The 26,282-nt window shown below is 63.2% G+C and carries 21 protein-coding genes; 9 read left to right on the forward strand and 12 right to left on the reverse strand.

Annotated elements, in window-relative coordinates:
• Positions 1-6 precede the first annotated feature (6 nt).
• The 7 genes from ACSEXS_RS13710 to ACSEXS_RS13740 all read right to left on the reverse strand — a co-directional run bounded on the left by ACSEXS_RS13710 (position 7) and on the right by ACSEXS_RS13740 (position 8,309).
• Positions 7-1,203 (reverse strand): response regulator, encoded by a 1,197-nt coding sequence (locus ACSEXS_RS13710; protein WP_438433796.1) that lies wholly within the window; start codon positions 1,201-1,203, stop codon positions 7-9.
• Complete coding sequence (locus ACSEXS_RS13715; RefSeq protein WP_438433797.1) at positions 1,200-3,062, reverse strand: cache domain-containing sensor histidine kinase; 1,863 nt, start codon at positions 3,060-3,062, stop codon at positions 1,200-1,202. Before ACSEXS_RS13715 ends, ACSEXS_RS13710 begins: the two co-directional genes overlap by 4 nt.
• A 184-nt stretch (positions 3,063-3,246) precedes the next feature.
• Positions 3,247-4,134 (reverse strand): carbohydrate ABC transporter permease, encoded by an 888-nt coding sequence (locus ACSEXS_RS13720; RefSeq protein ID WP_438433798.1) that lies wholly within the window; start codon positions 4,132-4,134, stop codon positions 3,247-3,249.
• Positions 4,135-4,148: 14 nt separating this feature from the next.
• The gene (locus ACSEXS_RS13725; RefSeq protein ID WP_438433799.1) at positions 4,149-5,048 is read right to left on the reverse strand and encodes a carbohydrate ABC transporter permease; all 900 of its coding nucleotides are present in this window, start codon (positions 5,046-5,048) and stop codon (positions 4,149-4,151) included.
• Positions 5,049-5,216: 168 nt separating this feature from the next.
• On the reverse strand, positions 5,217-6,554 hold the full coding sequence (locus ACSEXS_RS13730) for a sugar ABC transporter substrate-binding protein (protein WP_438433800.1): 1,338 nt from the start codon (positions 6,552-6,554) through the stop codon (positions 5,217-5,219).
• 295 nt (positions 6,555-6,849) lie between these two features.
• The gene (locus ACSEXS_RS13735; protein ID WP_438433801.1) at positions 6,850-7,659 is read right to left on the reverse strand and encodes a 4Fe-4S binding protein; all 810 of its coding nucleotides are present in this window, start codon (positions 7,657-7,659) and stop codon (positions 6,850-6,852) included.
• The gene (locus ACSEXS_RS13740; RefSeq protein ID WP_438433802.1) at positions 7,656-8,309 is read right to left on the reverse strand and encodes a TetR/AcrR family transcriptional regulator; all 654 of its coding nucleotides are present in this window, start codon (positions 8,307-8,309) and stop codon (positions 7,656-7,658) included. Before ACSEXS_RS13740 ends, ACSEXS_RS13735 begins: the two co-directional genes overlap by 4 nt.
• Positions 8,310-8,711: 402 nt before the next feature.
• Between ACSEXS_RS13740 and ypfJ the strand changes: the two genes are divergently transcribed.
• The 3 genes from ypfJ to ACSEXS_RS13755 all read left to right on the forward strand — a co-directional run bounded on the left by ypfJ (position 8,712) and on the right by ACSEXS_RS13755 (position 11,065).
• Positions 8,712-9,584, forward strand: coding sequence for a KPN_02809 family neutral zinc metallopeptidase (gene ypfJ / locus ACSEXS_RS13745; protein ID WP_438433803.1), 873 nt, complete (start codon positions 8,712-8,714; stop codon positions 9,582-9,584).
• A gap of 132 nt (positions 9,585-9,716) precedes the next feature.
• Complete coding sequence (locus ACSEXS_RS13750) at positions 9,717-10,259, forward strand: PadR family transcriptional regulator (protein ID WP_438433804.1); 543 nt, start codon at positions 9,717-9,719, stop codon at positions 10,257-10,259.
• The gene (locus tag ACSEXS_RS13755; RefSeq protein ID WP_438433805.1) at positions 10,256-11,065 is read left to right on the forward strand and encodes a CPBP family intramembrane glutamic endopeptidase; all 810 of its coding nucleotides are present in this window, start codon (positions 10,256-10,258) and stop codon (positions 11,063-11,065) included. The genes ACSEXS_RS13750 and ACSEXS_RS13755 overlap by 4 nt, the downstream gene beginning before the upstream one ends.
• Positions 11,066-11,229: 164 nt before the next feature.
• Here the strand turns inward: ACSEXS_RS13755 and thrC are convergent, their stop codons facing one another.
• The 5 genes from thrC to ACSEXS_RS13780 form a co-directional block, all read right to left on the reverse strand.
• Positions 11,230-12,612, reverse strand: coding sequence for a threonine synthase (gene thrC / locus ACSEXS_RS13760; RefSeq protein WP_438433806.1), 1,383 nt, complete (start codon positions 12,610-12,612; stop codon positions 11,230-11,232).
• 162 nt (positions 12,613-12,774) lie between these two features.
• Entirely contained in the window at positions 12,775-13,269 is a 495-nt protein-coding gene (locus ACSEXS_RS13765; protein WP_438433807.1) for a YtxH domain-containing protein, read from the reverse strand.
• Positions 13,266-13,760, reverse strand: a complete 495-nt coding sequence (locus ACSEXS_RS13770; protein ID WP_438433808.1) for a DUF948 domain-containing protein — start codon at positions 13,758-13,760, stop codon at positions 13,266-13,268. The genes ACSEXS_RS13765 and ACSEXS_RS13770 overlap by 4 nt, the downstream gene beginning before the upstream one ends.
• Positions 13,761-13,901: 141 nt before the next feature.
• Positions 13,902-14,666, reverse strand: a complete 765-nt coding sequence (locus tag ACSEXS_RS13775; RefSeq protein WP_438433809.1) for an MBL fold metallo-hydrolase — start codon at positions 14,664-14,666, stop codon at positions 13,902-13,904.
• 58 nt (positions 14,667-14,724) lie between these two features.
• Positions 14,725-15,180 carry a DUF948 domain-containing protein gene (locus ACSEXS_RS13780; protein ID WP_438433810.1) on the reverse strand — a complete coding sequence of 152 codons (456 nt, stop codon included), beginning with the start codon at positions 15,178-15,180 and terminating at the stop codon, positions 14,725-14,727.
• A gap of 192 nt (positions 15,181-15,372) precedes the next feature.
• On the opposite strand from ACSEXS_RS13780, the gene ACSEXS_RS13785 reads away from it, so the two are divergent.
• From ACSEXS_RS13785 to ACSEXS_RS13810, 6 genes are all read left to right on the forward strand, one after another.
• A complete protein-coding gene (locus ACSEXS_RS13785) occupies positions 15,373-18,357 on the forward strand; it encodes an ABC transporter substrate binding protein (RefSeq protein ID WP_438433811.1) in 2,985 nt (994 codons plus the stop codon).
• Between the two features lie 37 nt (positions 18,358-18,394).
• Complete coding sequence (locus tag ACSEXS_RS13790; RefSeq protein WP_438433812.1) at positions 18,395-19,636, forward strand: hypothetical protein; 1,242 nt, start codon at positions 18,395-18,397, stop codon at positions 19,634-19,636.
• 29 nt (positions 19,637-19,665) lie between these two features.
• Positions 19,666-21,279 carry a glycan biosynthesis hexose transferase WsfD gene (wsfD, locus tag ACSEXS_RS13795; protein WP_438433813.1) on the forward strand — a complete coding sequence of 538 codons (1,614 nt, stop codon included), beginning with the start codon at positions 19,666-19,668 and terminating at the stop codon, positions 21,277-21,279.
• Positions 21,276-22,685, forward strand: a complete 1,410-nt coding sequence (locus ACSEXS_RS13800) for a hypothetical protein (RefSeq protein ID WP_438433814.1) — start codon at positions 21,276-21,278, stop codon at positions 22,683-22,685. The genes wsfD and ACSEXS_RS13800 overlap by 4 nt, the downstream gene beginning before the upstream one ends.
• Before the next feature lie 10 nt (positions 22,686-22,695).
• Positions 22,696-23,946 carry a glycosyltransferase family 2 protein gene (locus ACSEXS_RS13805; RefSeq protein ID WP_438433815.1) on the forward strand — a complete coding sequence of 417 codons (1,251 nt, stop codon included), beginning with the start codon at positions 22,696-22,698 and terminating at the stop codon, positions 23,944-23,946.
• A gap of 82 nt (positions 23,947-24,028) precedes the next feature.
• Positions 24,029-26,281, forward strand: a complete 2,253-nt coding sequence (locus tag ACSEXS_RS13810) for a cellulose biosynthesis cyclic di-GMP-binding regulatory protein BcsB (RefSeq protein ID WP_438433816.1) — start codon at positions 24,029-24,031, stop codon at positions 26,279-26,281.
• Position 26,282 lies beyond the last annotated feature (1 nt).

Raw genomic sequence — 26,282 nt, forward strand, 5'->3', positions numbered from 1 at the left:
TCGCGTTCAAAACAGAACCTTAACCTCCTGCTGCTGGCGGTATTCGCCGGGCGTCAGCTCGAACCGCTTGCGGAACAGCGTGGTGAAATGGCGCACGTCCTGATAGCCGACCCGGGCCGCGATTTCCGCCAGGCGAAGGCGAGGGTCGAGCAGTAGCTCCTTGGCGCGCGTAAGCCGCAGTTGAATCACGTAATCCTTGTAGCCCTGGCCGGTCTTCTGCTTGAACAGCTGGCTGAAGTAGACCGGATTCAGGTAAACGATCGACGCCACCTTCTCCAGCGAGAGGTCCTCGCTGTAATGCTCCCGGATGAAGGCTAGCGCGACCTCGATGGCGGCTTCTCCGCTGCCCTTCAGCTGCGGCTCCGTCGCTTCCCGCGCCGCTGCGAGCCGGGAGGCCCTCTTCAGCAGGGCAACCTGCTCCGCAATGCGGGCGGCATCGGTGTTTCGCCCGGTGCCGGCCAGGTGGAACGGAAGCTTCACATAGCGCTTGATGTGGCGCTCCGCTTCTTGAAGCAGAGCGTCGATTTCCTCCCCTTCGTTCAGTTCGGCCAATGCGAGCAGCGCTTCCCGGCCGCAGCTGGTGACGAACCCCTTTCCCCGCGACTCGATCAGCTCCGAGAGCACATTCTCGACGATAAAATGCTCCAGGTGCACATCCCGGTCCTCCGCCTCGAACTGCACGAGAATCAGGTAAAAGCCCCCGTACTCCTCCATGAACGAGCCGATGTCGAGGTTGCCCGTATCGAGTCCGAGTGCAAGGCGCTGAAATACCCCTTCCCGCAGGAAGCGCTGGCTGGCCTTCAGCCGCTCGCTTTCCTTGACGCGCCGGTCGTCCTGCCGGACCTCTTCCGCTAGGTCCCGGATCAGCTCTTGGAGGCGGCTCCGGCCGATCGGCTTCAACAGGTAATCGCGCGCGCCGAGGCGGACCGCCTCCTGAGCATAGCGGAATTCGCTGTGCGCCGAGATGACGACCCACTGGATGCGCGGGTACTTGCGCTTGGTGATGCGCATGAGCTCCAGGCCGCTCATGCCCGGCATGAGGATGTCGGTCAGCACGATGTCGATCCGCTCGGCGTCCAGAATCTGCACCGCTTCGCTGGCCGAAGCGGCGGTATGCACCGTCGAGTCCGGAAAAAGCTGCTCGATGGCCCGGCCGATGCCGGACCGGATGGCGGGCTCGTCGTCCGCTATCAAGAGATTCATGGGTTCCCGTCTCCTTTCCCAGACAGAGGCAGGCGCACGAACACTGTCGTGCCCTCGCCGGGCGCGCTTTCCACACAGAGGCCGTAGCCTTCCCCGAACATGTGAATCAGCCGCAGCTGAAGGTTTTGCAGGCCGATGCCGCCCTGGGCCGCGCCGGAGGGGGAGGGATGCCGCAGGGCGTCCGTCAGGCGGGCAAGCTGCTCGCCGCTCATCCCCTCGCCGTTGTCCTCCATTCGGATGAGCAGGGCTTGCCGCTCTGCCTGCGCCGAGACCCGGAGGAAGCCGGGACGGTCGTTCAACGCCTCCAACCCGTGTTTCACCGCATTCTCGATGATCGGCTGCAGGGTCATGCGCGGCAGCGGAACGTTCATCCAGCGTTCGTCGATGTCGATCTCCACCGTCAGCCGGCCTTCCAGCCGGGCGGTGATGATCGTCAGGTAGTGGCGCATCTGCTCGACCTCCTCGGCGAGCGTCACCGCCGCGCCCTCCTCCCAGTGGCTGCTGTAGCGGAACAGGTGAGAGAGCGAGAGGACGATATCGCCGAGCCGGTCGTTGCCCTTCTCGTCGAGCATCCAATAGATCATATCGAGCGTGTTGTAGAGAAAATGCGGGTTCACCTGCGACTGGAGCGCTTGCAGCTCGGCGTTCTTCTCGCTGACGGAGGAAATCTTCACCCGCTCGATCAGCTCTTCGATGCGCAGCACCATCGCATTGAACGAGCCGACGAGTATCCGGATTTCCTGGTAGGAGCCGGTCGCCTTGACCCGCCGGAAATTCCCGATCTCCACCAGTTTCATCTCGCGGATCAATTGCTTGATCGGCTTCGATATGGTGAGGGACACCGCGGAGCCGATCAGCGCCGAAACCGCGATCAGGATGGAGACGACGAGATAGAGGTAGCGCTTCATCTCGACCAGCTCGACGTTCAGGTCGCGGTTCGGCGTGACACTCGCCACCGACCAATCGGCAAAGGGCAGCCGGGAGGCGACGAGCAGGTGCTCCTTCCCGCGCTGGACGGTGACCGAATCCGAGGCTTCCAGCGGATAAGGGAACGGGGGATTCACCGGCGAGGCAGCGGGAATCGCCGTCTCCGCGAGAGGAAACGGCGAGGGAGAGGCGTTCGGCGTCGCGGCTTCGAAGCCCGCCGCTCCCAAGACCGTGGACGACAGGACCAGATTGTCCTTGTCGAGAAGGTAGACCTGGCTGTGCGCCCCCAGCTTCAGATTATCCAAGGCGTCCAGCACGGGGCCGGGCTCGGTTTCATACAAGGCGACCGCGATCGGCTTGTGCTCGTTGAGGTCGTAGATCTGCCGTCCGAAGGCAAATACGGGCCGGGTCTCCGCTTCGTCGATCAGCGAGCGGGGATGAACGCCCAGCCAGACCATCTGGCCGGAAGAGGAATGAATCTGCTTGTACCAGTCCCGTTCGCGGTAATCGGGATCGACCACATTCATCGAATTGCCGTAATTGTAGATTTTGCCCTTGTCGGTGATGACGTGAATGCCGATCACATCCCGGCGGGAATAGAAGATCGCCCCGAGGATCGTCGTGATCGACTGCTCGTTGATGAACTGTACGGCCGGCTCGCGGCTCGGCTCATGGAGGAGCCGGGCCAGCTCGAAATTGTTGACGAGCGATTTGGACAAGCTGTCGTAGCCGCCGAACATCAGGTCGAACAGACCGACCGTCTGGGCGATGTTCTTCTCGGCCAGGTCGCCGATCTTGCGCTGAAACTGCTCCGAGGTGCGGTTGTAGAACAGCAGGCTCAGCACGAGCAGACTGCTGGCCGCTCCGAACAGAAACAGCAGGAACAGCCGTCGATGGATGGTCTGGTAGCCCTTCCGCTTAAATGGGATCAAGGCGCTTCCTCCGTTCAAGATACCTCCATTCGAGATACCTCCATTATACGCCCATCCCGGACAGAGCGGCGAAAGAGGCTCCGCAGAGCCCCTCCCCGAGTGCCTTGGAATTGCTTTTCGGTGAGCAGGCTTCCGACGGTTGGGCATCGCTGCGTTGCCTCTCGTCTGCATGAAGCCTCCGCGTTTATCCCTTGACCGCGCCGGCGACCATGCCCTTGGTAATCTGGCTCGACAGGAAGAAGTAGATCAGGATGACCGGCAGGGCGCCCATGACCAGGAACGCGCCGATGTCGCCGTAGTTGGCCGAATACTGGCTGACGAAGGTATACACGCCGAACGGCAGCGTCTTCAGGCTCTCCTTGGAAATAAACGTGGCTGCCAGAATGTACTCGTTCCAGATGGAGATGAAGGTCAGGATGCAGACCGTCATCACCGGAGGAATCGAGATCGGCAGGATGATCTCGCGGAAAATCCGGAAGACGCTCGCTCCGTCGACAAAGGCCGATTCCTCGATCTCGTGGGGGATGCCGCGCATGAAGCCGCTCAGGATGAAGATGGCGATCGGCAGCGAGAAGGCGATGTACGGCAGGATCAGGGAGGCGTGCGTGTTCATGATGTGCGCCTTGCTGAACAGGATCATGAGCGGCAGGAGCGTCGTCTGCATCGGGATCATCATGCCGATCAGGAAGACGAGCATGACGGCGCCGCCGAATTTCCAGCGGAAGCGGGAGATGGCGTAGGCGACCATGGAAGCGAGCAGAATGACGCAGACCATCGTGATGCCGGTGACGAAGACGCTGTTGGAGAGGTATTTCAGGTAATGGCCGGAGTGGAACGCTTCCGTGTAATTTTGCCACCGGTAGCTTTTCGGCAGGGAGAAGAAGCGGCCGTCCAAAATCTCTTCGTTGGTCTTGAGCGAGTAGAGCAGCAGCCAGAACAGCGGGTAGAGCTGCGTGACCACCGGGACCGCGAACAACAGCCAGACGAGGCCCTTCTTGACGGCTTCGCCGGGGTTGGCGGCCTTTTCCCGCCGAACGGGCGGGGCTGCGGGGGATGGGTTCAAAGCGCTCATGGCTAGGCTCCTCTCTAGCTAACTTTGCGGTCGATCCGGTTGAAGATTCCGTTGATGATCGAGGTGAAGACCAGGCAGACGCCGACCAGGAACAGCGCCATGGCGCTTCCGTATCCGTACTTTTGGGACAGGAAGGAGCTGTTGTACATGTGCGTTGAGATGACGTCCGTGGCGTGGGCCGGGCCGCCCGCCGTCATGACCATGACCAGATCGAACGCCTGCAGCGAGCCGATGAAGGCCAGCACGATCGATATTTTGAAGATCGGCACGATCAGGGGAAGCGTGATGTACCGGTCGGCCTTGAAGCCGTCCGCCCCGTCGATCCGGGCCGCCTCGTAGATTTCCGCGGGAAGGTTCTGAATGCCGGTGAACTGAATCAGCAGGTGGTAGCCAAAATACTGCCACAGCGAGACGAAATACAGGGCGTACATGGCGATCTTCGGCTCCGTGATCCAGTTGTGCGTGTAAGCGCCGAGACCGAGCCACGTCAGCACGCCGTTCAGCATGCCGCCCATGGAGACCGGGTTGTAGATGGTTTTCCACAGCTGGCCGATGATGACGACCGACAGGATGACCGGCGTGAAATAGATCGTGACGAGCGTGTTGCCCCGGCGCACGAAGCGGTTCAGGAGAATGGCCATCAGCAGGCAGAGGGGGATCTCCACCATCGAGGCGACGGCGTAGAGCAGCGTCCGGCGAACGGACGGCCAGAAATTGGCGTCATGGAAAAACATCGTGTTGAAATTGCCCAACCCGACGAATTTGGCGGTCGAAAAGCTGGCGATGCCGTTCCAGTCGAAGAGGCCGATGAACAGGGAGACCAGAATCGGGACAAAGACCAGGCAGAGGTAGAGCAAGAGGCACGGCAGCACGAATACGGCTATCGTACCGGCGGAGACCTTCAACACTTTCACGGCTAGCGCCTCCTTGCGGGATCGGGTTGCAACAGCCCAACAGCCCGGCAGCCCGGCAGCTCCGGGGTTGCCGCATGCAGGCCGTCCCTCCGCCCGTATGGCTGTCGTCCATTCGCAGGGAGGAGCGGATGGAGGCCACGGGTAGAAGGCACGGCCTGCCCGGTCGGGTTATTTGTTGTTGGCGTCGAAAGCGGTTTGATGCTCGCTGACCACCTGCGCCGGATCGGTCTTCTGAACGAACAGGTTCTGGATGCTGTTCAGGTGAGCCTGAGCGGTGGCCGGGTTCATCGTATTGTCGAAGGCGATGTCGCCGCCCTTGACGTTATTGAACAGACCGGCGATGGTGATGGCGAGGTCGGAGTACCCGGCCGCCTTCAGATCGCCGTCGACCTTCTGGCCGAGGCCGACCGCGTTCTTCAGCTCGAACTGCTTCTTCGGCAGGTTGAGCGCGAAGTAGCTCAGGAATTCCTTGGTTTCCTTCAGATGGGCGCTGCCGGCCGATACCGCGAAGGCGCTGCCGGGGGCGAGCATGAATTCATTCGGGTCGCCCTTGCCGCCGACGGTCGGGAACTGGAAGGCGCCGACCTTGCCGGCCACGGAGGAAGCGTCGATCGCGCCGGTTTCCCAGGAGCCGATGACCCACATGGCCGCCTTGCCGGTCTTGAAGATGTTGCCGCCGGCGGTGGCGTCGATGGAGGTCGCCCCATCCGGGAAGGCTCCCGCCTGCACCAGGTCCTGGAAGGCGTTCACGGCGGCGACGAAGGCGGGATCGTCGAATTTCTTCTTGCCGTCGACGACGTCCTTCAGGAAGCCGGGGCCGCCGTTCGTGCGCAGCAGGATGTTCATAAACAGGAAAGAGCCGGTCCAGGAATCCTTTTCGCCGATGGCGAGCGGGGTGATCCCCTTGGCCTTGAGCGTCTTCACATCCTGCAGCATTTCTTCGAAGGTCGCCGGAGTCTTGTCGATGCCCGCCTGGGCGAACAGGTCCTTGTTGTAATACACGACCTCGATGTTATTGCCGTCGGGAAGCCCATACACGTTTCCGTTGAAGCTGTAGTAATCCAGCAGGCCGGATTGGTAGGTGTCCTTCAGGCCGTTCTGGTCGAGGATGTCGTTCAGCGGAGCGAGCAGGCCCGCATCGACGAACGGCTTCATCTGGGCCGACGGGTTGACGATGGTGATGTCCGGCACTTCCTTGGAGGCGGCCTGCGTCTTCAGCTTGGTCTTCTGCTGGTCGGTGTTCAGGCTGTCCAGCTCGATGTGGATGTTGGGATGCTGCTTCTGGTAGTCGTCGACGAGGGCGTGAAGCATTTTGTAGGACGGGGTGGCGGGATCGGTGTAGATGTTCTGGAAGGTAATCGTGATTTTCTTGCCGGAATCCTTGGAAGAGTCACCGCCCGACGATGCGGACGGAGAGGCTTCCTTCGTGTTGCCGCAGGCGGCGAGCCCGACGGCGAGCGCGCCGGTGAGGACCAACGCAGTGAGACGCTTGGCGGAATGAGCCAACTTCATAACCCCCTAGAAGAAGTATGGTTTCATTATTACTGGCGAAACCGCTTTCGACAAGGCGGGAAACTTTAGATGTTAGGTTTGTTTTTTCTAGATGCTGGGAATTTCCGGCGGATGCCGGTGAGGGGGCACGGGCCTGGACGGGAAAAAGCCGCCCGGGAACAGGCGGCAGATTTGCGGGTGGCGAAGAGTGCGGCGTCAGCGGATGGCGAAGAGCGGCGGCGTCAGCGGAGCGAAGGAGCGGCACGGTCGCCGTCGGCCCTATTGGCCGGTCTGCGCGGGTTCCGGCGGCTTACCGGCTTTGCCCGCGCCGGACAGGCGCGATAGCCGTTCGTCCGGCGGCGGCGCGCTGCCGTTCCTCGGCCGAACGGGGAGCCCAAGTCCGCTTCACGGCGCCCGTACCGCAGGCGGCGGAGCATTCCCCGCAGAGGATGCAGTCCGGGTGGTCGGGCCGTCCGCAGCGGACCATCTCCGAGACGGGAAGGCTCATGGCGCAGACCTTGTCGCATTTGCGGCAGGAGACGCAGCGGTCCTGATCGGCCATGAGGCGCAGGGACGGCAGATTAAGGCGGTTCTTCAGCCGGCTGCCCGCGACGTTCAGGATGGACATCGGGCAGAGGTAATGGCAGGTGGCCCGCTTGCCGAGAAAAAGCGGAAGAACCGCCAGGAGGGCGATGATGACATAACAGAAGATCAGCTTCGACGCGCTGTCGGCGGAGATGATATGCTCCGTCAGGTAGAGCGGCGAGAGGGTCAGCGTGTCCCGAACCGCTCCTTCGATGAGCGGATAGAGAATAAGGGCTGCCCAGACCAAGCCCAGGAGGTACCGGAAGGAGCGAAGCCAGCGAACCTGCCTGAGCGGACGGCCGAAGGCCCGGTCCATCGTCATCTGCAAGCCGCCGTACGGGCAGATGTACGCGCAGGCGGCCCGCCCCACGAACAGCGAGGTAACGGCAAATCCGGCCCAGACGAGGAACGCTCCGGCGAGGATTCCCCGGAACAGGCCGTCGAGGATGAGGTAGGGCGAGAAATAATTCAGCGTAACCGGCAGGAGGACAAAAGACAGCCATAAGAGGCCGCGACGGATGCGTTGGGCCTTCATGGGCGAGCCTCCTTATTGGGCGTTGGAGCGGGCGCCGCTTGCAGCTGCGGCGGTTCGCCGTGCATGCCGAGCACGCGGTCAAGGACGAGCTTGACGCTGGCCATGCAGCGGGCGGCGGTCCCGGGGTCGGCCATCTCCCGGAAGTGGAGATGGATGAAGCCGGTGATGCCGCGCAGCAGGATGGCGGTGACGTCGTCCGGGTCTCCGGTGCGGAAGACGCCCTCGGCGATTCCCTGCCGGGTGACCGCGGCAAGCGCCGGCTCCAGCTTGGCGTAGAACAGGCGGGTCAGCTTGAGGTGCATGACCAGATGGCGGTCGTCGTCCGGATCGAGCGTCATTCCCCGGCGCTCGCCGCCGGTCGAGAAAATCACGCCGAGCATGGCCTGCAGCTTGGCCGGGGCCGTCATGTCGGGGTTGGCGGCTACCGCCTCCGCCAGCTCGCCGATCCCCTCCAGCGTCCGCTCGAGAATGGCGTTCAGCAGCTCTTCCTTGGAAGCGAAATGGTGATAGAAGGTGCCCTTGGCGATTCCGACCGACTCCAGCAGCTCCTGGACGGGAACGCGTTCGAAGCCCTTTTGCACGAATAAGGCCTCGGCGGCGTCCATAATCTCGGCTTTACGGGATTCGGACGTTTTGACGACGCGGCTCATGGAATTCCTCCTCTTGGCGCTCGGTAAAATATCCCTGCGCACCCTCATTGTATGCTCCAGACCGACGGTCGGTCTAGTGAAAATTGCTTGAACGAAACTTCCTTGAACGAAAATTCCTAGTGCCTTTTCGTCCGCTTCGGGCGAAAGCGAATGCGTGCGCAGGGAGTGCAATCTTCTCTTTTTAGCTGGGAATGTGTGGGGTCTCGTATGGGAACGAACCGCAGCAGCCTAAATCAGGACGCGCTTCAAGGGCAGCCTGGACGCCTATCGTTACCTGGAAAGGCGCAAGGCCTCCTGCTATCAAACCGGCAATAACGGGTATAGGAGAATAACGGCGGCGTCCGTCTCTTCTCTCGCGGAAGCGGCGGGCGCCCAAGATTCTGGGACCAGGGGGCGTTGGAGATGAGATGGCAGGGCAGGCGGGCAAGCGGGAATGTGGAGGATCGCCGGGCATCGGGCGGTGCGGGGTTGGGCGGCTTCGGCAAGCTTGCAGGGGGAGGAGCCGGCGGGATCATCGTCATCCTGCTGGTCACGCTGCTGAGCGGCGGCAACCCGCTCGATATTCTGAGCGGGGTTCTGTCTACGGGCGGCACCGGCAGCCAGGCGAGTCAGCCTTATACAGAAAGCGCCGAGGAGAAGGAGCTGGCCCAGTTCGTGTCGGTCGTGCTGGCGGATACCGAGGATGTCTGGTCGGAGGTATTCACCCGCTACAACCGCACCTACACCGATCCGACTCTGGTGCTTTACCGGGACTCGGTGCAATCGGGCTGCGGGACGGCGAGTTCGGCGGTCGGGCCCTTTTACTGCTCGGCGGACGAGAAGCTGTATATCGACCTCAGCTTCTATCAGGAGTTGAAGGACCAATTCCAGGCTCCGGGAGATTTCGCCATGGCGTATGTCATCGCTCACGAGGTCGGCCATCACGTTCAGAACCTGCTGGGGACAAGCGGGCAGGTGAACGCGCTTCGGAACAAGCTGAGCGAGACGGAATACAACAAGTATTCGGTCAAGCTGGAGCTGCAGGCGGACTATTACGCCGGGGTGTGGGCCCATTACGCCCAAGGGAAGAACCTGCTGGAAGCGGGCGACCTGGAGGAGGCCATGACGGCGGCGAGCGCCGTCGGAGACGACACCATTCAGAAGAAAGCCCGGGGCTACGCCGTGCCCGACAGCTTCACCCACGGCACCTCCGAGCAGCGGATGAGCTGGTTTCGCAAGGGCTTCGATTCGGGTCGGCTGGAGGACGGAGACACCTTCGGAGGGTCGTTGAAATAGAATCCGGCAGGGACCGGGGGCGGACAGCCTCCGGTTTTTTTGCGTTCACATAATGGTTGACAATTCCAACGGGCTGAGCCATAATCAATGTATCAACTCGATATATCGTAACGATACAAGGGGGACACGCCCATGATGGACGAAGTCGTGCTGGGCATCCTGATGGAAGGGCCTCAGACGGGATACGAGATTAAGCGGACCATCGACCTGTCGATCGGATTCTTTTACACGGCGAGCTTCGGCAGCTTGTACCCGGCGCTCCGCCGGCTGTCCGGGCAGGGGCTGCTTGCGATGAACGAAGCGGGGGACAGCAAGAACAAGAAGATTTATACCCTGCTGCCGGAAGGCCGGGATCGTTTTCTCGCCTGGCTGAGCGAACCGCTCTCCCGCGCGCGCAACGATCACATGATCAAGATTTTCTTCTACGATTATTTGGAGAAGGAACAAAGGCTTCTCCGCCTCGCCGCCTTCCGGGGACAGCTGAAGGCGGAACAGGGCAAGCTCGGCGCGGTGAAAGACATCGTCAACCGGGAGACCGAGGCCCTGGAGGATCCGCAGCAGTATGCCTGCCGAGTCTCCGTTTTGACGTATGGGATTCGGCTGCTGGATATGGTAGAGAATTGGATTCACGAGCTGGAGCAAGAAAATCGGGACGAAGGGGAAAAAAAGCGATGAAGTCACCGCAGCAGGAAATGAAGAAGGAAACGAAAAGTCCGGGGTTTACCGCGAAGCATCCGATTTGGACGGTTGTCCTCGTGGAGCTTGGCTTGTTTATAGCTCTATTCTCGGCGGGGGCTTACCTCTCCATAAGCGGAAAGACCGATGAGTCGCCCGTTCCGTATGCCTTCGTGCCGATCGCACTGCTGCTCGCCGTCTATCTTCTCACGGGCAAGCGCTACCTGCGCTTCGGGTTTCGCGGGCTGACCGGCGTGCCGCGGAAGGAGCTGCTCCTGTACGTGCCGCTCGCGGCCGATGTCCTCGTGGTCTTAACCAATGGTTTGGTGAACGGCTTCGAGCCCCGATCCGCCTTCGCCGTGCTGTCTCTCTGCGGTCTGGCGCTGTTGGTCGCCTTCGTCGAGGAGACGATCTACCGGGGGCTGATCCTGAATCTTCTGCTGCCCCGCGGGGTCCGCACGGCCGTTCTCGGCTCCGCCCTGCTGTTCTCGCTGACGCATCTGCTCAATCTGGTGGGCGGCCAGAGCCTGCCCGCGACCCTGCTCCAGCTCGCTTACGCGCTGCTTGTCGGTCTGGCGCTCGCGCTGTTGTTCGTCAAGCACCGGAGCCTGCTGCCGCTCATGGCCTTCCACTTCCTGCATGACTTCACGCAGTTCCTCGTGAAAGATCAAGCCTCCGTCCTGTTCGACAGCCTCGTCGTCGCCGCGCTGCTCGCTGCGGTTGTCTGGCTTATCGCCGACCTGCGCAAATCCGGCTCGGTCCGCCCGCAGGCGGCCGAACTGCCGGTTATCCCGCCGACGGCTTAACGCCTGCACCAAACGGACTGCGCAGGCAGCGGCCGCCCTCCGCTTCCCGGCCGGCGGCCTGCCCGACAGGCCGGTATTGCCAAACGCACCGGCCCCGTTTCCTGCCGGAACGGGGGCGGTGCGTTTATGGAACGGGAGCCGCCGGCTTTCCGCCGTTCAGCCGTTTAGAAGAAGCGGAGCAGCTCGGCCTTGACCGCTTCCTCGGAGCCGTCGGCCCGGGTCACGTGCCGGGATTTATCGAAGAGTCCGGAGATGGCGGGCGGGAAGGTCTGGCCGATGCCGGTGAGGCGGATGGACTCGTCGAATTTGGCCGGGTGGGCGGTCGCCAGCGCTACGGTGAGTTCTCCCTTCGCCAGCCGCTCCGCCGCCGCGACGCCGCAGGCGGTATGCGGATCGAGCAGATAGCCGGTGCTTGCATGGCATTCCCGGATCGCGTCGAGGCACTCCTGGTTCTGTACCCCGTAGGCGTCGAAGATTCCCTGAACGGCGGCGCGCTTGTCCGCCGGAATGGCGATCTCGCCGTCCGTCTTCAGCCGCGCCATGAAGGCAGAGACCGCTGCGGCATCCTCCTCGTAGAGGTAATAGAGGAACCGCTCGAAATTGCTCGCCACCTGGATGTCCATCGACGGGCTGTGGGTGCTGCGGAACTCGCCGGGCCGGTACACACCCTCGCGGACGAAGCGCTCGAGGATGTTGTTCTCGTTGGTGGCGAGAATCAGCTTGCCGACGGCGAGCCCCATGCGTTCGGCGAGGTAACCGGCGAAGATATCGCCGAAATTGCCCGTCGGCACGCTGAAGCGGGGGGCGGCGGCTCCCTCGCCGGTCAGCTTCAGCGCCGCATAGAAATAATAGACGGTCTGCGCCAACAGGCGCGCGATGTTGATCGAATTGATCGCCCGCAGGTGATAGCTGCGTTTAAACTCCACATCGGCGAACAACTCCTTGATGATCCGCTGGCAGTCGTCGAAGGTGCCGTCGACGGCCAGGTTGAGCACGTTGGCGTCGTTGACCGTGGTCATCTGCAGCTCCTGCACCCGGCTGACCTTGCCGTCGGGATGGAGCACGCAGATGCGGATGCCTTCCTTGCCGCGCACGCCCTCGATGGCGGAAGCCCCGGTATCCCCGGAGGTTGCGCCGAGGATGTGAATCACCGACCCGGTCTTGCGGGCGATGTAGGCATAGAGCTGGCCGAGAAATTGCAGGGCGACGTCCTTGAACGCGAAGGTCGGGCCATGAAACAGCTCCAGCACCGCCAGGTCCTCGCGAAGCCGGACGAGCGGCGTGACCTCCGGGTCGCGGAACGTTCCGTAGCTGGCGTCGAGGAGCGCCTTGAGCTCCGGCCGGGGAATTTCGTCGCCGATAAAGAGCGAGAGCACCTCCAGCGCCAGCTCCGGGTAGCTCAGACCCCGCCACTGCCGGAGCGTCTCTTCTCCCACCTGGGGAATCGATTCGGGAACGAGCAGGCCGCCGTCGTCGGCAAGCCCCATCAGGACCGCGTCGATGAAGCCGATTCCCGAGACCCCGCCCCGCGTGCTTTTGTATTTCATGAACCGTTACCCCCTAGTCCTCGCGGATATTTTCATCATTGTAGCAGAAACCGGGAGTCGCGGGAACCGCGCGGGGACGGGAAATTGAACAGCCGCAAACAAAAGCAAGCCCTGTGTCTCCGAGGGGAGGACAGGGCTTGCTTGCGCTGTGATTCCGCTGCGTCAGGAAGGATCGGACTCAGCCGCTTCCGGCGATGCCGCAGACGACGGCTCCGCAACGGCGGCGTCCGCCGGAGGCGTCGCACCGAGTGCGGCGTCGGCTGCTCCGCCGGGTGCGGGCCCTGTCGCCGCCGCGCCGGACGGCCGCGGCGGGGTGATGTCGATCAGGCCGGGCGACCGCAGGTCCTTGACCCAGCCCTGGACGTTGCTCTTGACGGCCGCCGCGGTATGCGCCGCCTGCACGGCGACGTCCACGGCCTTGCCGCCGAGGTCGACGGCCGTCTCGCCGGCCAGCTTGGCGGTTTCCTTCGCCTTGTGGCCGGCCTCCGCCGCCAGCTCGCGCGTCTTCTCGCCGGCCGATCGGACGGTGTCGGCCGCGTCCCGCCGCAAATCCTTGCCCGCCTTGGGGGCGAACAGCAGAGCGGCCGCCGCTCCGACCGCTGCGCCGATGGCGACTCCCAGCAGGAAGCCGCCGCCTTTCCGGTTATCCTCCGTCATCCGTTCCTCTCCTCCCGTTCTTCCCGGGCGATGGCCCGTTCCTTGCGCTCCGCCTGCCAGCCGCGCCACAGCCGAACGCCGGCGGAGGTCCACTCCAGCGCGGCGGTTACCCGCGAGCGGTTGCTGCGCACCCGCTTGTCGGCCTCCTCGGCGGCGCTTGTCACCGCGGCCGAAACCTGGCGGACGCTGCCCGCCGCCTGCGACACCGCCGCTCCGACCTGCTCCATCGAGCGGAACAGAGCGTCGGCGGCGTTCAGCTTCGCCTGCACGTTGTCGGTGATGGCTTGAACCTGCTGCACCAGCTTCACCGATTCCTCGCTCAAGCTTCCGACCTGCTGTTCCAGCCGGGCTACTGTTTGCTCCATTCGGCCGATCGACGACCGGGCTTGCCGGAGGAGTCCGATCAGAAACCACGACACGGCCGCCAGGCTCACCGCCGCAACGGCCGCGCTGATCTGCGCAATCATCGGCAAGTCCACCTCCTTATGCATGAAAGCTGCTCTCTTAAGGAGAATTTCGCCGCGGGCGCTCGCTTTCCTCCTTTTTCCGAAGAAGCGGCCCGAAGCCGCCCCGAAACGAGCCGCCCATCTCCCAAAATCGGAGAGGGCGGCTCGTCGGTCGGAGTATTTCCGCTAAGGGATCGGTTGAGGCCGTCGCCAGCCGTCCGCTTCGAGACGGCGGAGGCTCTCGCGCAGGAGCCGGCCGCCGAGCGGCAGGCCGTGTCCGGGCAGAACCAGCCGGGGCTTCAGCCCGACGAGCCGGAGAATCGATTCCGCCGCTTCGTCCCAATCGTCGGTGAAGGGCAGCGGCGGGCCGTTCAGCCCGCCCTCCGCCGGAAGCACGGTGAAAGCCGCCTCCGGCTTCACCGTCAACAGGGCGTCGCCTGCGGCCAGCGTCCGGTCCGCCGGACGGAACAGCGAGACGTGCCCGGGCGAATGGCCGGGCGTGGCCAGCCACCGCCAGTCCGGCAGCCCGGGCACCGAGCCGTCGGCGGGCAAGGGCTTCACCCGTTCGCCGAGGTCGATGCCCCGGTGGGGGCAGCGGGGCGTCACGCGGAGCACGAGGCTGCTGCCGCCGATCTCATCACCGGCCGGGTAATCGGCCCGGCCGGTGAGGAAGGGCAGCTCGCGCTCGTGGGCATAGACTGGCACGTCCCACCGCCGCAGCAGACCGGCTAGCGAACCGACGTGGTCAAAGTGGCCGTGCGTCAGCACGATGGCCGCCGGCGCTTGGCCGCCGAACCGCTTGGCCGCCTTGTCGGCGACGGCGGCGGCGAAGCCCGGCATGCCCGCATCCACCAGCACCCAGCCCGGCCGCGCGGCCGATTCGAGCAGGAGGACATTCGAGGCGGCGGTCCGCATGGGATCGACGCCGTCCGGGAGAATCACCCGGTTCATGTTCATTCCCCCTTTTTCTCCCTAGGATGAACGGGAGGAGGGGTTCCCATGCGGAGCGTTATTTGATGTGGATGTTCACCCGCTGCGGTCCCGAACCGGACCCCGGGCTGGCCTCGTGGGACGCAGGGTTAACGGAGCGGGAACCCGGTCTTGCTGCGCCGGGCTCCGGGTCTGCAGCTTCTGTCCGTTCCGCCGCCAGACCCGAGCCCAGCGAGGCGGTGGCTTCCTTCACCGAATGGGCCACCGTGTGCAGAACCTCTCCCGCCTCCTGGACGGTAGCTACGATCGGATCGACCGCTTTGATCTTCCCCCGGACGTCTTCGGTGATCAGGGCGGCTTCTCCGAGAATGTCTTCGGCTTCCCGGGACAGTCCCGATACGGCGGCCCGCACCTCGCTCAAGGTCTTGCTGGTTTCGTCAAGCGATCTCATCATCCGCCGGATGGCGAGAATGGCAAACACGGCCAATGCGGCAAACGCGACGGCGATCAGAGCGACGCTGTACTCATAGGGCATGGCGGATTCCTCCTTTTTGTTCCAAGGTATGTCCTAAGGCGGAGATTATACCCGGTTCCCGAAGCTATTCGAAAAAATAGAGTAATTTTAAACAAGCGGAAGGAGGATGCGGCCAGACAGCGAATTAAAGAATATTGTCGAAACGAATCGTTTTTTTACCCCAGAGAGCCACGCCCGGGAGGTGCCATCGGAGTGAAAAGAACCTTGCGATTCCTTAAGCCTGCGATCCTGCTCGCGGCCCTGCTCCTGCCGAGCCTCCTCCTGCTTTTGCCTCACGCGGCTGCGGAATCGGACCTTCCCGAGACCCCCCGGATCCTGATCCTCAATTCCTACCACAAGGGCCTGGAATGGACGGATGAACAGACGGAGGGCTTCTCCAAGCGGATCAAGCAGAGCAAGGGCTATGCGGTCCTGTATACGGAATACATGGACTGGAAGCGATATCCCGATCTCCTTAACCTCGATTTCTTCTTCGAACGGATGCAGGCGAAATATCAATCGGTTCCTCTCGATCTGGTTATGGCCACCGACGACGTCGCCTTGGAGTTCGCGCTCAAAAACCGCTCTCGCCTGTTCAGCGGAGCGCCGATTGTCTTCAGCGGCATCAACGAGGTCAGCGCCGAACGGCTGACCCGGGGCTATTCCAACGTGACGGGGGTTCTGGAGACAATCGACCCGACGGGTACGCTGAAGGCGGCCCTCCAAGTAAATCCGAAGCTGAAGAAGGTCTACGTCCTGTTCGATAACTCCGAGAGCGGGGCATCCACCGGCGAGATTGTTCTGAACACCCTCCGCAAGCAATTTCCCCAACTGACCGGCATCCCCATGAACGGGCTCACGCGCACGGAGCTTCTCGATCTGGCGAAGACGCTGCCCGGCGACAGCATCGTGCTCGCCACCACGTATTTTCAGGACTCGACGGGAACTCCGCTCGAATTCGATGCGCTCGTCAAGGACCTCAGCCGGGTGAGCAAGGTGCCCGTCTACCACATCTACAATTTCGGAATGGACAATGGAGGCTTCGGCGGCAGCCTGATCAGCGGCGATCGGCAGGGAGAGGCCGCGGCCAACCTGGGGCTGCGCATCCTGAACGGGGAACCGGCGTCCGGCATCCCGTTCAATGCCGGTTACACAAACCGGCTCGCGTTCGATTACAAGGAGCTGAAGCGATTCGGCGTCCCGGTGTCCCGGCTGCCCGAGGGCAGCGAGATTCTCAACCGTCCCTTTTCCTTTTACCGAACCTACCGAACGCTCGTCATCGGCACGGTCGCCGCGTTTGCCGTGCTGCTGCTGTTCATCGCGATTCTGCTATTCTATGTCGATCAGGTCCGCCGCATTAGGCGGAAGCTGGAGCAGAGCAACGAACGGTTCGCCCTGGCCACAAACGGGTCGGCCGCCGTCATCTGGGACCTGGATATGATGAAGCAGCAATACTATTTCTCGGAGATCTGGTACGAGCTGCTGGGGTACGAACGCGGGGAGCTGGACGAGGAGCGGGGGGGCTGGCGGGAGATCATCCATCCCGACGACCGGCCCGTCGAGGCGAGGAACAAGCGCGAGCATCTGAACGGGAAGACGCCTTATTACTTCTGCGAATATCGCTTGCTATCCAAGGCGGGCATTTACAAATGGTTCCAGGTCAAGGGCAAGGTGCTGCGCGACGATCACGGCGTGCCGATCCGGTTTGCCGGGTCGATGACCGATGTCTCCGACCGCAAGGACTTCGAGGTGAGGCTTCAAGACAGCTATCAGGAGCTGGAGTCCACCTATGAGGAGCTGACCGCCGTGCAGGCCGAGCTTCTGGAGCAGTACAACAAGCTGGTGGAGAACCAGACGATGCTGATCCGCAGCGAGGAAAAGTACCGCGAGCTCGCCTACAACGATACCTTGAGCGGTCTGCCCAACAAGCGGTCGCTGATCGAGGCGCTCGCCCGCTTCACCGAAGAGAACAAGCGGGCTGCGGCGGCGCTTCTGTTCCTTGACCTGGACAACTTCAAGTACATCAACGATACGATGGGCCACTCGATCGGCGACCAGCTGCTCGCCGCCTTTAGCGAACGGATCGCGGGGCTGGCCGGCCCGCGCCAGGACCACTACCGCTTCGGCGGGGACGAATACGTCATCTTCATGCGCGACATCGCCTCCAAGCAGGAGGCGCTTGACCTGGCCGAGCGTCTCCTGCAGGCGGTGAAGGAGCCGTTCGTCCTGCACGGAAGCCTGCTCCACGTGTCGGTCAGCATCGGCATCGCCTGCTTTCCCGAGAACGGCACGACGGCGGACGAGCTGCTGCAAAAGGCCGACGTCGCCATGTACCGCGCGAAGGAAGCGGGCAAGGCCGGCTATGTGCTGTACGAGCAGGAGATGCAGCATGTGTTCGACGAGCGGATGCGCATCGAGCGCCACCTGCGCGACGCCATGGGGCGCAACGAGCTGAAGCTGTACTATCAGCCGATCGCCGACATCGCGAGCGGCGAGGTCTGGGGCTTCGAGGCTCTGCTGCGCTGGGACAGCCCCGAGCTTGGCTTCGTCTCGCCGCTTACCTTCGTCGGAGTGGCCGAGGACTGCCGGCTGATCATTCCGATCGGCGAGTGGGTCTTGACCTCGGCCTGCCGCTTCATGACTTCTCTGCACGAGACGGGTCACCGCCCGTATATCGTCTCCGTCAACATTTCGCTGATTCAGCTCATTCAGGAGGATTTCCTCGAGATGGTGGGCAAGGTTCTCACCCATACGGGCCTGGATCCCTCTCGGCTGCAATTGGAGATCACCGAATCCATCTTCATGGAATCGTTCGAGGCGATCATGAACAAGCTGGAGTTCCTGCAGCAGCTTGGGGTGCGGATCGCCCTGGACGACTTCGGGACGGGGTATTCCTCGCTCAGCTACCTGAAGCAGCTGCCGATCACCTCGCTGAAGATCGACAAGTCGTTCATCGACGCACTGGGCGGCGAGCACAGCGGGGAGCCGCTGGCGCAATCGATCGTCTCCATCGGGCATAACCTCGGACTCGAAGTGACGGCGGAGGGCGTGGAGACGGGGGCGCAGTTGGAGGATTTGAAGCGGATGAATTGTGATAAAATACAAGGATACTACATCAGCAAGCCCATTCCCGAAGAACGGGTGCCGATCTGGATTCAAGCCTCCTGCGGCGAACGCGGGGGCACGGAGGCGGGATAACCTTCGCTGACGGATGGGCGAACCCGGGAGAGTGACCATGCGAATCAAACGAATCGGGCTGCTGCTCCTGCCGCTCGCTCTGCTGCCGCTGCTCGCGGGCTGCCGAGGCCCGCAGACGGCGGTTTCGACGTCCTCGCCGGAACCGACGCTGGCCGCTTCGTCTCCCCTGTCCGAAGAGGGCCCTGCCGTCGGGCCGACGCAAACCGTTTCGCCAGGACCTGACGAGGCGGCAACCGCCCTGCCTGCGCCGGGCCCGCTCCTTGCTGCCCGCTTCGGAACGACGGTCGGCGGCGTCCAGAGCGGGGCGGAGGCCGTACGCCGATTTGTCCGGGAGGCGATGACCGGCCCCTCCGGCGTGTATACCAACTACCTCGACACCGAACAGTCGGCCGAGCAGGCGACCGGGCACGAAGTGCTGAGCGAGTCCGCCTCGCTCTCCCTGCGGATCGCCGCCCGCTCCGGCGATGCCGCCGGCTTTGCCGCCGCCTGGCAGACGGCGAAGGCGACCTTCGACCGGGCTTGGGGCTTCAGCTACCGCTACAGCCCCAAGCTCGGGAAGGCTTATACCGTGAACGCCGCCGTGGACGATCTGCGGCTGATCCGGGCTCTCTACGAAGCGGGCGAGGCGTTCGAGGACCGCTCGTACACCCGCGAGGCGGACCGATACGGCGAGCGGCTGCTCCGCTACAACGCCCCGGACGGCGAGCTACGGGATTTCTACGACGGAGCCGCCGGGCTCGCGAACGGCTTCCTCACCCTGTGCTACGCCGATTTCCGCACGCTGCTGAGGCTGCCGGAAACGGCGGGCCCGAAGGCGGTGGCAGCGACTGCGCTCACGACGGTGGAGAACGGCTATTTGTCCGACCGTTTCCCTTTCTATGAAACGCGGTATGTATACGGAGAGAAGGGATACCGGTCCGAACGGATCAACACCGTCGAATCGCTGCTCACGGTGCTTCATCTGACCGAGATCGGCCGCGAACGGGAGGCGAGTATTCGCTTCATCCGAGAGCGGGTGGCGGACGGGACGCTCTACGGCGCCTACAGCCGGGAGGGCGAGCCGCTGTCGAAGGTCGAGTCGACGGCGATCTACGCCCTGACCGCGATGATCGGCGCCGAACGGAAGGATGGAGAGCTGTACCGAAACAGCCTGAATCGGATGAAGGGTTTTCAAATCGAAGACCCGGCCAGTCCCCTGAACGGCGCGTTCGGCAACGAACCGACGCAGGAGGCCTACTCCTTCGACAATCTGATGGCTCTCCTTGCTTATACATATTGACACCTGGGATTAGGAGGGACCTTTCGGCGATGAGCGACAAACTGGAAGCGGCGGAGCGGAGGAAGCGGTCGCGGATTCGGTCCATACCCGTCCGCCTCCTGCGGGCGGTGCCGCCCGCCTGGCTGGCCGCAATCGGTGTCTTTCTCATCACGGGCTGGGCGCTGTTCGTACCTCCTTACATCGGCATGGCGGATAACGGCGATTATTTCCGCATCCTGTATCCGAGCGGGCTGTACTTTCATCTGCCCGATTACGACAGCCGCTATTTCGGCTATTTTGTCCGGACGTACGGCATCTTTCACTATTACAACGAGAACAGCCAGATGATCTTCACCTCGCAGTCGCTGTTCATTCGAGCCGCTCTGGCCTTGAACCAATGGATCTACAGCCGGACGGTGTTCGACCTGCGTTTTCAGGCCGGCCTCTTTACGGTGCTGTATTCGGGCGCGGTCTATCTGCTGGTGGAAGGGCTGACCTGGAAGGTCGAGCGGACCCGGGCGCTGATCATCGCAGCGCTCGCCGTGTTCATTTTTGCCGATACCGCGTATACGGCCTATTTTCAATCCTTCTTCGGGGAGAGCGTCGTGCTGCTCTCGCTGCTGACGGCGGCCGCTTCCTGGCTGCTGCTCTGCCGGGGCAGGTTCAACGATTACGCCATGCTCGGTTTGTTCGCGGCGGCCTCGCTTCTACTCACCACCTCCAAGCAGCAGAATGCCCCGGTCGGCGTCCTGCTCGGGCTGTTCGGCCTCTCGCTCCTGTTCCTGCGCCGGGATCGGCCTCGGCCCTTCCGGCAGCTGACGCTGGCGGCTCTCGGAGCCATGCTGCTGGCGGGGGTGGGGACGTACGTGCTCATTCCCCAGCAGTTCGTGCACATCAACCAGTACCACGCCATGACCCGCGGGGTGCTGCTGAATTCCTCGGAACCGGAGAAAACGCTGGACGCCTTCGGTATCGACAAGCAGTACGCCATCCTGAAGGACAGCATCTACTATGAGCAGTATTCGACCGTCGACGTGGACTCGCCGCTGTTGGAACAGGACTTTTACAGCCGCTACGGCTTCGGCTCCGTGCTCGGCTACTACCTGACCCACCCCGACAAGCTGGGCCAGATTCTCAACGTGGCGGCCAAGCAGGCGTTTACCATCCGCCCGGCGGCGATGGGCAACTACGAGCTGTCGGCGGGCAAGCCCTTCGGGGCGCAGACGCGCTTCTTTACCGTGTACAGCCTGCTGAAAAAGCAAGGAACGCCGAAAACCTTCGGCTTTATCGGGCTGTGGGCGGCGTTGATCGTCGGCCTGCATCTGCCCGGCTTCGTCTCCGCTTGGAAAAAGCGGGACATGCGCGGGGTGCAAAAGCTGGTGCTGATGGCGGCGCTCATCCTGACCGGCCTCTCCGGCATCGTGGTCTCGATCATCGGCGCGGGCGACGCCGATCTGGCCAAGCACGAGTTCCTCTTCACGCTGTCCTTCGACCTGGTAACGTTCATTACGTTGGCGGACGCGATCGCCCGCCGCCTGCTGCAGCCGGGCACAGCGGTCCGGCCGGGGGCGCCTATCGCGCCTGCTCCGACTCCTGCACCTGCGCCTACTCCTGCTCCGGCTCCTGCGGGAAGCCCCGTCCGGAAGGGGGAGGAGGCGAGATGAAGAGGCAGTCGATTTGGCAGGTCCGTTCGGCGGTGAGGCTGGGGCTCTGCGTGGTCCTGCTCTTGGCCGGCCTTACTCCGGCGGCCCGGGCGTTTGCCGCCGAGGCGGGGACGCCCGGCGATTCCGTGCTCGTGCTCTACGACAGTCTCGCCAAAGGCACGGCCGACGAAGGCAGCCTGCCGAGGCTGGAGCGGCTGTTGGCGAGCTTCGGGCAATCGGTGGAGGCCGTCGGCTTCGACCGCTACGAGCCGGGAACGCTTGCGCAGCATCCGCGCCTCGTCGTGCTCCGCAACCGGCCCGATCTGGCCCTCCCGGCCGGGCTGCTCGCCGAGTTGACCGATTACCGCGGCGACCGCTTCCTCGAGACCGGGAGCGCTTATGCCGAACGGGACAATAGGGCCGCCGACCCGCTGGACGAGTGGGCGGCAGGCGGCAGCCGGATCGACGCTCCGCCTGCGGGGACGGAAGGGGTGCTCCCGCTGGGCGAGGCTCTTGGTGCTTGGCTCGGGAAACAGCCGAGCGGGAAGGTCTACCTCGTCTTCAAGGAGGTCTATCCGTTCTCGGACCTCGATCTGCTGAGGGCCTTCTCGGGCCGTTTGCAGGAGGCGGGCCTTCCGTTTGCCCTCGCCACCCGTCCCGTGTTCAGCAATACCGATTACCCGGCAATGCTGCGTTACCTGGAGGCGCTCAAGCAGGCTCAATCCGACGGAGCCTCCCTGCTCGTGCAGACGCCGGTCGTCAAGCTGGCGGCTACCCGTTCGGATGCAAGCCTGCGCGCCAAGATGAACGGCTTTCTCGAGGTTCTGATCGACAGCGGTCTAGCTCCGCTCGGCATCGTCTCGGAGGCGTATTGGAGCTTCGACGGTGTGTATTCGGCGGACGGGCTCGGGTTCTTCGATTCCGCCGTGCTGCTGCCGGACGAGAACCCGCTTTACCAGGACCGGATGGCCCGGTCCGCCCGGTTTGCCTCCAGCCCGTATGCCTTTCTTCCCGGGGAGTACCCGCTCGAAGAGCAAGCCCCCGCTGCGCCGCCGACGGACCTCGCGCTAGTCTATGACCTGCCGGAGACGGAGGAGGACATGAATTCGCTGCTGGACAAGCTCCGTTCCTCCTGGCTGTCCTTCGCCGATTACAAGGATGCCGCCCATACGGTGCGGACTGCGAAGCATACCTCCGCCTCGGAGGGCGGGCGGCTCGTGATCGACGGCAGGACGCTCAGCACCGATTACGTGCCCAAGACGGTAAGCGGCGGGTTCGAATACACCCGGCGCGATCCCGTCAGCTTCGCCAAGCTGTTCCGCGCGCAGAACCGGTTTTTCTTGTACATCATCTCGGCCGCGCTCGTCGTGTTCGCCCTGTTTATCGCCGTAGGCCGGCGGCTCAACAAGAAGAAATTCCTGAAATGAGGGAAACCCGATGGAAGCAGCCGACCTGCTTATGGTCATCGCCGTCGTCAGCATCTGGTCGCTCCTGCTGGTGAATGTGGCACTTATTATTGCCGGATACTTGTACTACATCCGCTGCGAGCGGGAACGTCCGCCGCAGCTTGGGCCGGAGGTACCGTTCGTCTCCGTGCTGGTGCCCGCGCACAACGAGGAGAAGGTGATCGGGCAGACGGTCGAGGCGCTGCTGACGCTGGACTACCCTCAAGACCGGTACGAGATCATCGTCGTCAACGACAACTCCTCGGACAACAGCGCCCGGCTGCTCGCCGATTTGCAGGCGCGCCATCCGCACCGGCAGTTGATCGTGCTGAACACCGACGCCGTCACCGGCGGCAAAGGCAAGTCCAATGCGCTCAACCTCGGCTTCGCCCAGAGCCGGGGCGAACTGATCGCCATCTACGACGCGGACAATACGCCGGAGAAGCCGGCCCTGCGCCATCTGGTGGCGGAGATCGTCCACGACCCGTCGCTCGGCGCGGTGATCGGCAAGTTCCGCACCCGCAACCGCGACGCGAGCTGGCTGACGCGCTTCATCAACATTGAGACGCTGTCGTATCAGTGGATGGCTCAGGCGGGCCGCTGGCAATTGTTCCGCCTGTGCACCATCCCGGGGACGAACTTTGTCCTCCGCCGCTCGATCATCGAGAAGATCGGCGGTTGGGATACCAAAGCCATCGCCGAGGACACCGAGATCAGCTTCCGCATCTACTTGATGGGCTACCGGATCAAATTCCAGCCGCATTCCGTTACCTGGGAGCAGGAACCGCAGACCCTGCGGGTCTGGTTCAAGCAGCGGACGCGCTGGGTCAAGGGCAACATTTATGTCATCATCAAAAACCTGCCGCTGCTGTTCAAATGGTCGGCGCGGCGGATCAGCTTCGATATTCTGTACTACGTCTCGATCTATTTCCTGCTCGTTACCGCGCTCGTCACCTCGGACACGCTGCTCGTGCTGCATGCGCTCGGGCTGGTGCATACGTCCATTGCCGGTCTCAGCACCTTCCTCTGGATTCTGGCCATCCTGCTGTTCGTGGTCGGCACCTTCGTGACGGTCACCACCGAGAAAGGCGAGCTCACGCTCTCCAACGCCTGGCTGATCGTGCTGATGTACATCTCGTACTGTCAGCTCTGGATGGTGGTAGCAGCGAACGGCCTGTTCCAGTATGCCAAGGATGCGCTGTTCAAGCGCGAGACCAAATGGTACAAGACCGAGCGCTTCTAAAGCCGCCGGCCCGTCGGGACGTTCGGGGTAAAGCCCTTAGGGCCTGTCCTTCATCGGTACTTGATAAAAAAAGGGGTGCATCATGATCCGCAGAATCCGCAAACTGTTCACCATCCTCTTGGTCGCCGCAATCGTTTGTCCTGCCGCGGCGGGAATGGGCGGGCTGCAGGCCGCCGCCGCGGGAACGTCCCCGTCCGCCAGCGCTCAGCCGGGGAAATCGGACGGACCGTCCGCGTCGCCTTCGGCCACCCCGTCCGTATCGCCGACGGGAAGCGCCGGCTCCGGCGCCGCGGTCCAGAAGACCATGACGCCGGGGTCGACGACCGGCGTCGCCGATCCGGCCGGCCCGTTGCAGGTGCAGGACGTCCGCTTTCTTCGCGCGGATGTCTCCCTCACGGGTCCGCTGACCATCCGGCAGGATTATTTTAACCTGCCGGCCTATTGGCGCACGGACGCCGTCACGCTGGCGCTCGATTACCGGTTCACTCCACTGGCGCTGCCCGGCACCGCTACCCTGACGGTCTCCGTCAACGGCCATCCGTTCTATTCCATGCGGCCGAAGGCCGGGGTCTCCGGCAAGCAGCGGCTTACCGTGTCCGTTCCCAAGGAGCTGCTGATCGCAGGCGACAACCTGCTCCGCCTGGAGGGATCGCTGCGGACGGAGACGAACGAGGAGATCTGCCTGGATGAAGAGGCGAGCCCGGCCGAGTGGATTCACCTCTATCCGACCTCGAGCCTCAAGATCGCCTACCGCGAAGCGAAGCCGGACGGCTCGATCCGGGACTTTTACGAGCGGCTCACCGGCTTCGACAAGCTGGAGAACGGGCGCAGCCTCGTCTTCCTTCCTTCCGCGGCAGGCGCGGAGGAGTGGGAAGCGGCGCTGCACGCGGTGGCCGGCTTCTCGCGGGCGGACACCCGCGCCGACAAGGCGATCCCCCTGCAGCCGTATACGGCGGGCAAGGAAGCTTCGGCCGACAGCGCCGTGTTCCTCGCGCTCTACGACAAGCTTCCGACGGAATGGCAGTCCCGCATCAGCGCGGACGGCCTCGACCGGGCGGCCCGCCTGCAAGTCGTGCAGAGCGGATCGGCCTCGGTGCTCGTCGCGACCTCGAAGAGCCCCGAGCTCCTGGTGAAGGCCGGACGCTTCCTCGCCAATCCTCAGCTCATGCAGGAATCGCAAGGTGCGTCCGTAACTATCCAGGCGGACACGCGGGTAGAGACGCCGGCGGTCGCGAATATCCGGCTCACGGCCCTCACTTCGCAGGGAGACAAGGTGACGGGCAGCCGTCACCAGGAGCTGGCGTATTCCATTCCGCTGCCCGCCGGGCGAGCCTTGGCCGATTCCGGCAAGCTGCGGCTCGATTTCCGCTATGCGGCGAACCTTGATTTTGACCGATCGATGGTAACGGTGCTCGCAGGCGGCACGCCGATCGGCAGCAAGAAGCTGACCGCCGCGCTCGCGAACGGCGATACCGCCACCTTCGCGATTCCGAAGAACCTGACGGCATCCGGCAGTTTAAGCTTTACCATCGCGTTTGACCTGGAGCTGAAGGGCTCCTCCTGCATCAAGGGCCAGCAGCAGATGCCCTGGGCTTACGTCAGCCCGGATTCGGTATTGCAGTTGAACACCCGCGAGAACACCGAGCTGCTGTTCAACAGCTACCCCTATCCGTTCCTGCGGGACGGCCTTTTCAACCAAGTCGGCGTGGTGCTTCCCGCAGAACGGACCGCCACGGTCTACGCGGCTGTATCCGAGCTGTTTCACCTGCTCGGGCGCTATTCGCAGGGCAATGCCGGAGAAATCCGGGTATTCGGCCCCGATGCGGGCGAGAAGGAGCTGGCGGACCGCAACCTGATCGCCATCGGCACCTATGCCGACAACCCGCTCATCCGCAGCGCGAACGACAAACTGTATTTCAAATTCGGCGCCGACGGCAAGCGCATCGAGCCGAACGAGAAGCTGAGCATCGAAGCGGGCTACGGCGAAACCGTCGGCACGCTGCAGCTGATCGACTCGCCCTTCGGGGCGGGCAAGGGGATGCTGGCGGTAACGGGCCCCCGTCCGGAGGGCTACGTTCTCGCGGCCGAGCTGCTCGGCAGCGACCGGATGCGCTGGCGGATCTGGGGGGACGGGGTGCTGACCGACAAGGACGGCACCGTTCAGGCGTTTCGCTTCAAGCAGGAGACCGGAAGCGAGCAGACCTCCGTCGTTCGGGAGATCCTGAACCGGCCCGACGCGTTGACCTTCACCCTGGCCGCCGTAACCGTCCTGGCGCTGGTGCTCGTTGCGCTCCTGCTGCTCATCCGCAAGCACGGCAAGAAGAGGAGGAGATAGC

Origin of the sequence: Gorillibacterium terrae, assembly GCF_051594785.1 — a bacterium.
Taxonomy (GTDB): domain Bacteria; phylum Bacillota; class Bacilli; order Paenibacillales; family NBRC-103111; genus Gorillibacterium.

What these genes read in the sequence shown, in the direction of transcription:
- ACSEXS_RS13720 (WP_438433798.1), bottom strand. Translation starts at nt 4,134, where the DNA reads ATGAGCGCTTTGAACCCATCCCCCGCAGCCCCGCCCGTTCGGCGGGAA.
- ACSEXS_RS13770 (WP_438433808.1), bottom strand. Translation starts at nt 13,760, where the DNA reads ATGCATAAGGAGGTGGACTTGCCGATGATTGCGCAGATCAGCGCGGCC.
- ACSEXS_RS13735 (WP_438433801.1), bottom strand. Translation starts at nt 7,659, where the DNA reads ATGAAGGCCCAACGCATCCGTCGCGGCCTCTTATGGCTGTCTTTTGTC.
- ACSEXS_RS13790 (WP_438433812.1), top strand. Translation starts at nt 18,395, where the DNA reads ATGCGAATCAAACGAATCGGGCTGCTGCTCCTGCCGCTCGCTCTGCTG.
- ACSEXS_RS13800 (WP_438433814.1), top strand. Translation starts at nt 21,276, where the DNA reads ATGAAGAGGCAGTCGATTTGGCAGGTCCGTTCGGCGGTGAGGCTGGGG.
- ACSEXS_RS13740 (WP_438433802.1), bottom strand. Translation starts at nt 8,309, where the DNA reads ATGAGCCGCGTCGTCAAAACGTCCGAATCCCGTAAAGCCGAGATTATG.
- thrC (WP_438433806.1), bottom strand. Translation starts at nt 12,612, where the DNA reads ATGAAATACAAAAGCACGCGGGGCGGGGTCTCGGGAATCGGCTTCATC.
- ACSEXS_RS13810 (WP_438433816.1), top strand. Translation starts at nt 24,029, where the DNA reads ATGATCCGCAGAATCCGCAAACTGTTCACCATCCTCTTGGTCGCCGCA.
- ypfJ (WP_438433803.1), top strand. Translation starts at nt 8,712, where the DNA reads ATGAGATGGCAGGGCAGGCGGGCAAGCGGGAATGTGGAGGATCGCCGG.
- ACSEXS_RS13775 (WP_438433809.1), bottom strand. Translation starts at nt 14,666, where the DNA reads ATGAACCGGGTGATTCTCCCGGACGGCGTCGATCCCATGCGGACCGCC.
- wsfD (WP_438433813.1), top strand. Translation starts at nt 19,666, where the DNA reads ATGAGCGACAAACTGGAAGCGGCGGAGCGGAGGAAGCGGTCGCGGATT.
- ACSEXS_RS13750 (WP_438433804.1), top strand. Translation starts at nt 9,717, where the DNA reads ATGATGGACGAAGTCGTGCTGGGCATCCTGATGGAAGGGCCTCAGACG.
- ACSEXS_RS13755 (WP_438433805.1), top strand. Translation starts at nt 10,256, where the DNA reads ATGAAGTCACCGCAGCAGGAAATGAAGAAGGAAACGAAAAGTCCGGGG.
- ACSEXS_RS13805 (WP_438433815.1), top strand. Translation starts at nt 22,696, where the DNA reads ATGGAAGCAGCCGACCTGCTTATGGTCATCGCCGTCGTCAGCATCTGG.
- ACSEXS_RS13765 (WP_438433807.1), bottom strand. Translation starts at nt 13,269, where the DNA reads ATGACGGAGGATAACCGGAAAGGCGGCGGCTTCCTGCTGGGAGTCGCC.
- ACSEXS_RS13780 (WP_438433810.1), bottom strand. Translation starts at nt 15,180, where the DNA reads ATGCCCTATGAGTACAGCGTCGCTCTGATCGCCGTCGCGTTTGCCGCA.
- ACSEXS_RS13710 (WP_438433796.1), bottom strand. Translation starts at nt 1,203, where the DNA reads ATGAATCTCTTGATAGCGGACGACGAGCCCGCCATCCGGTCCGGCATC.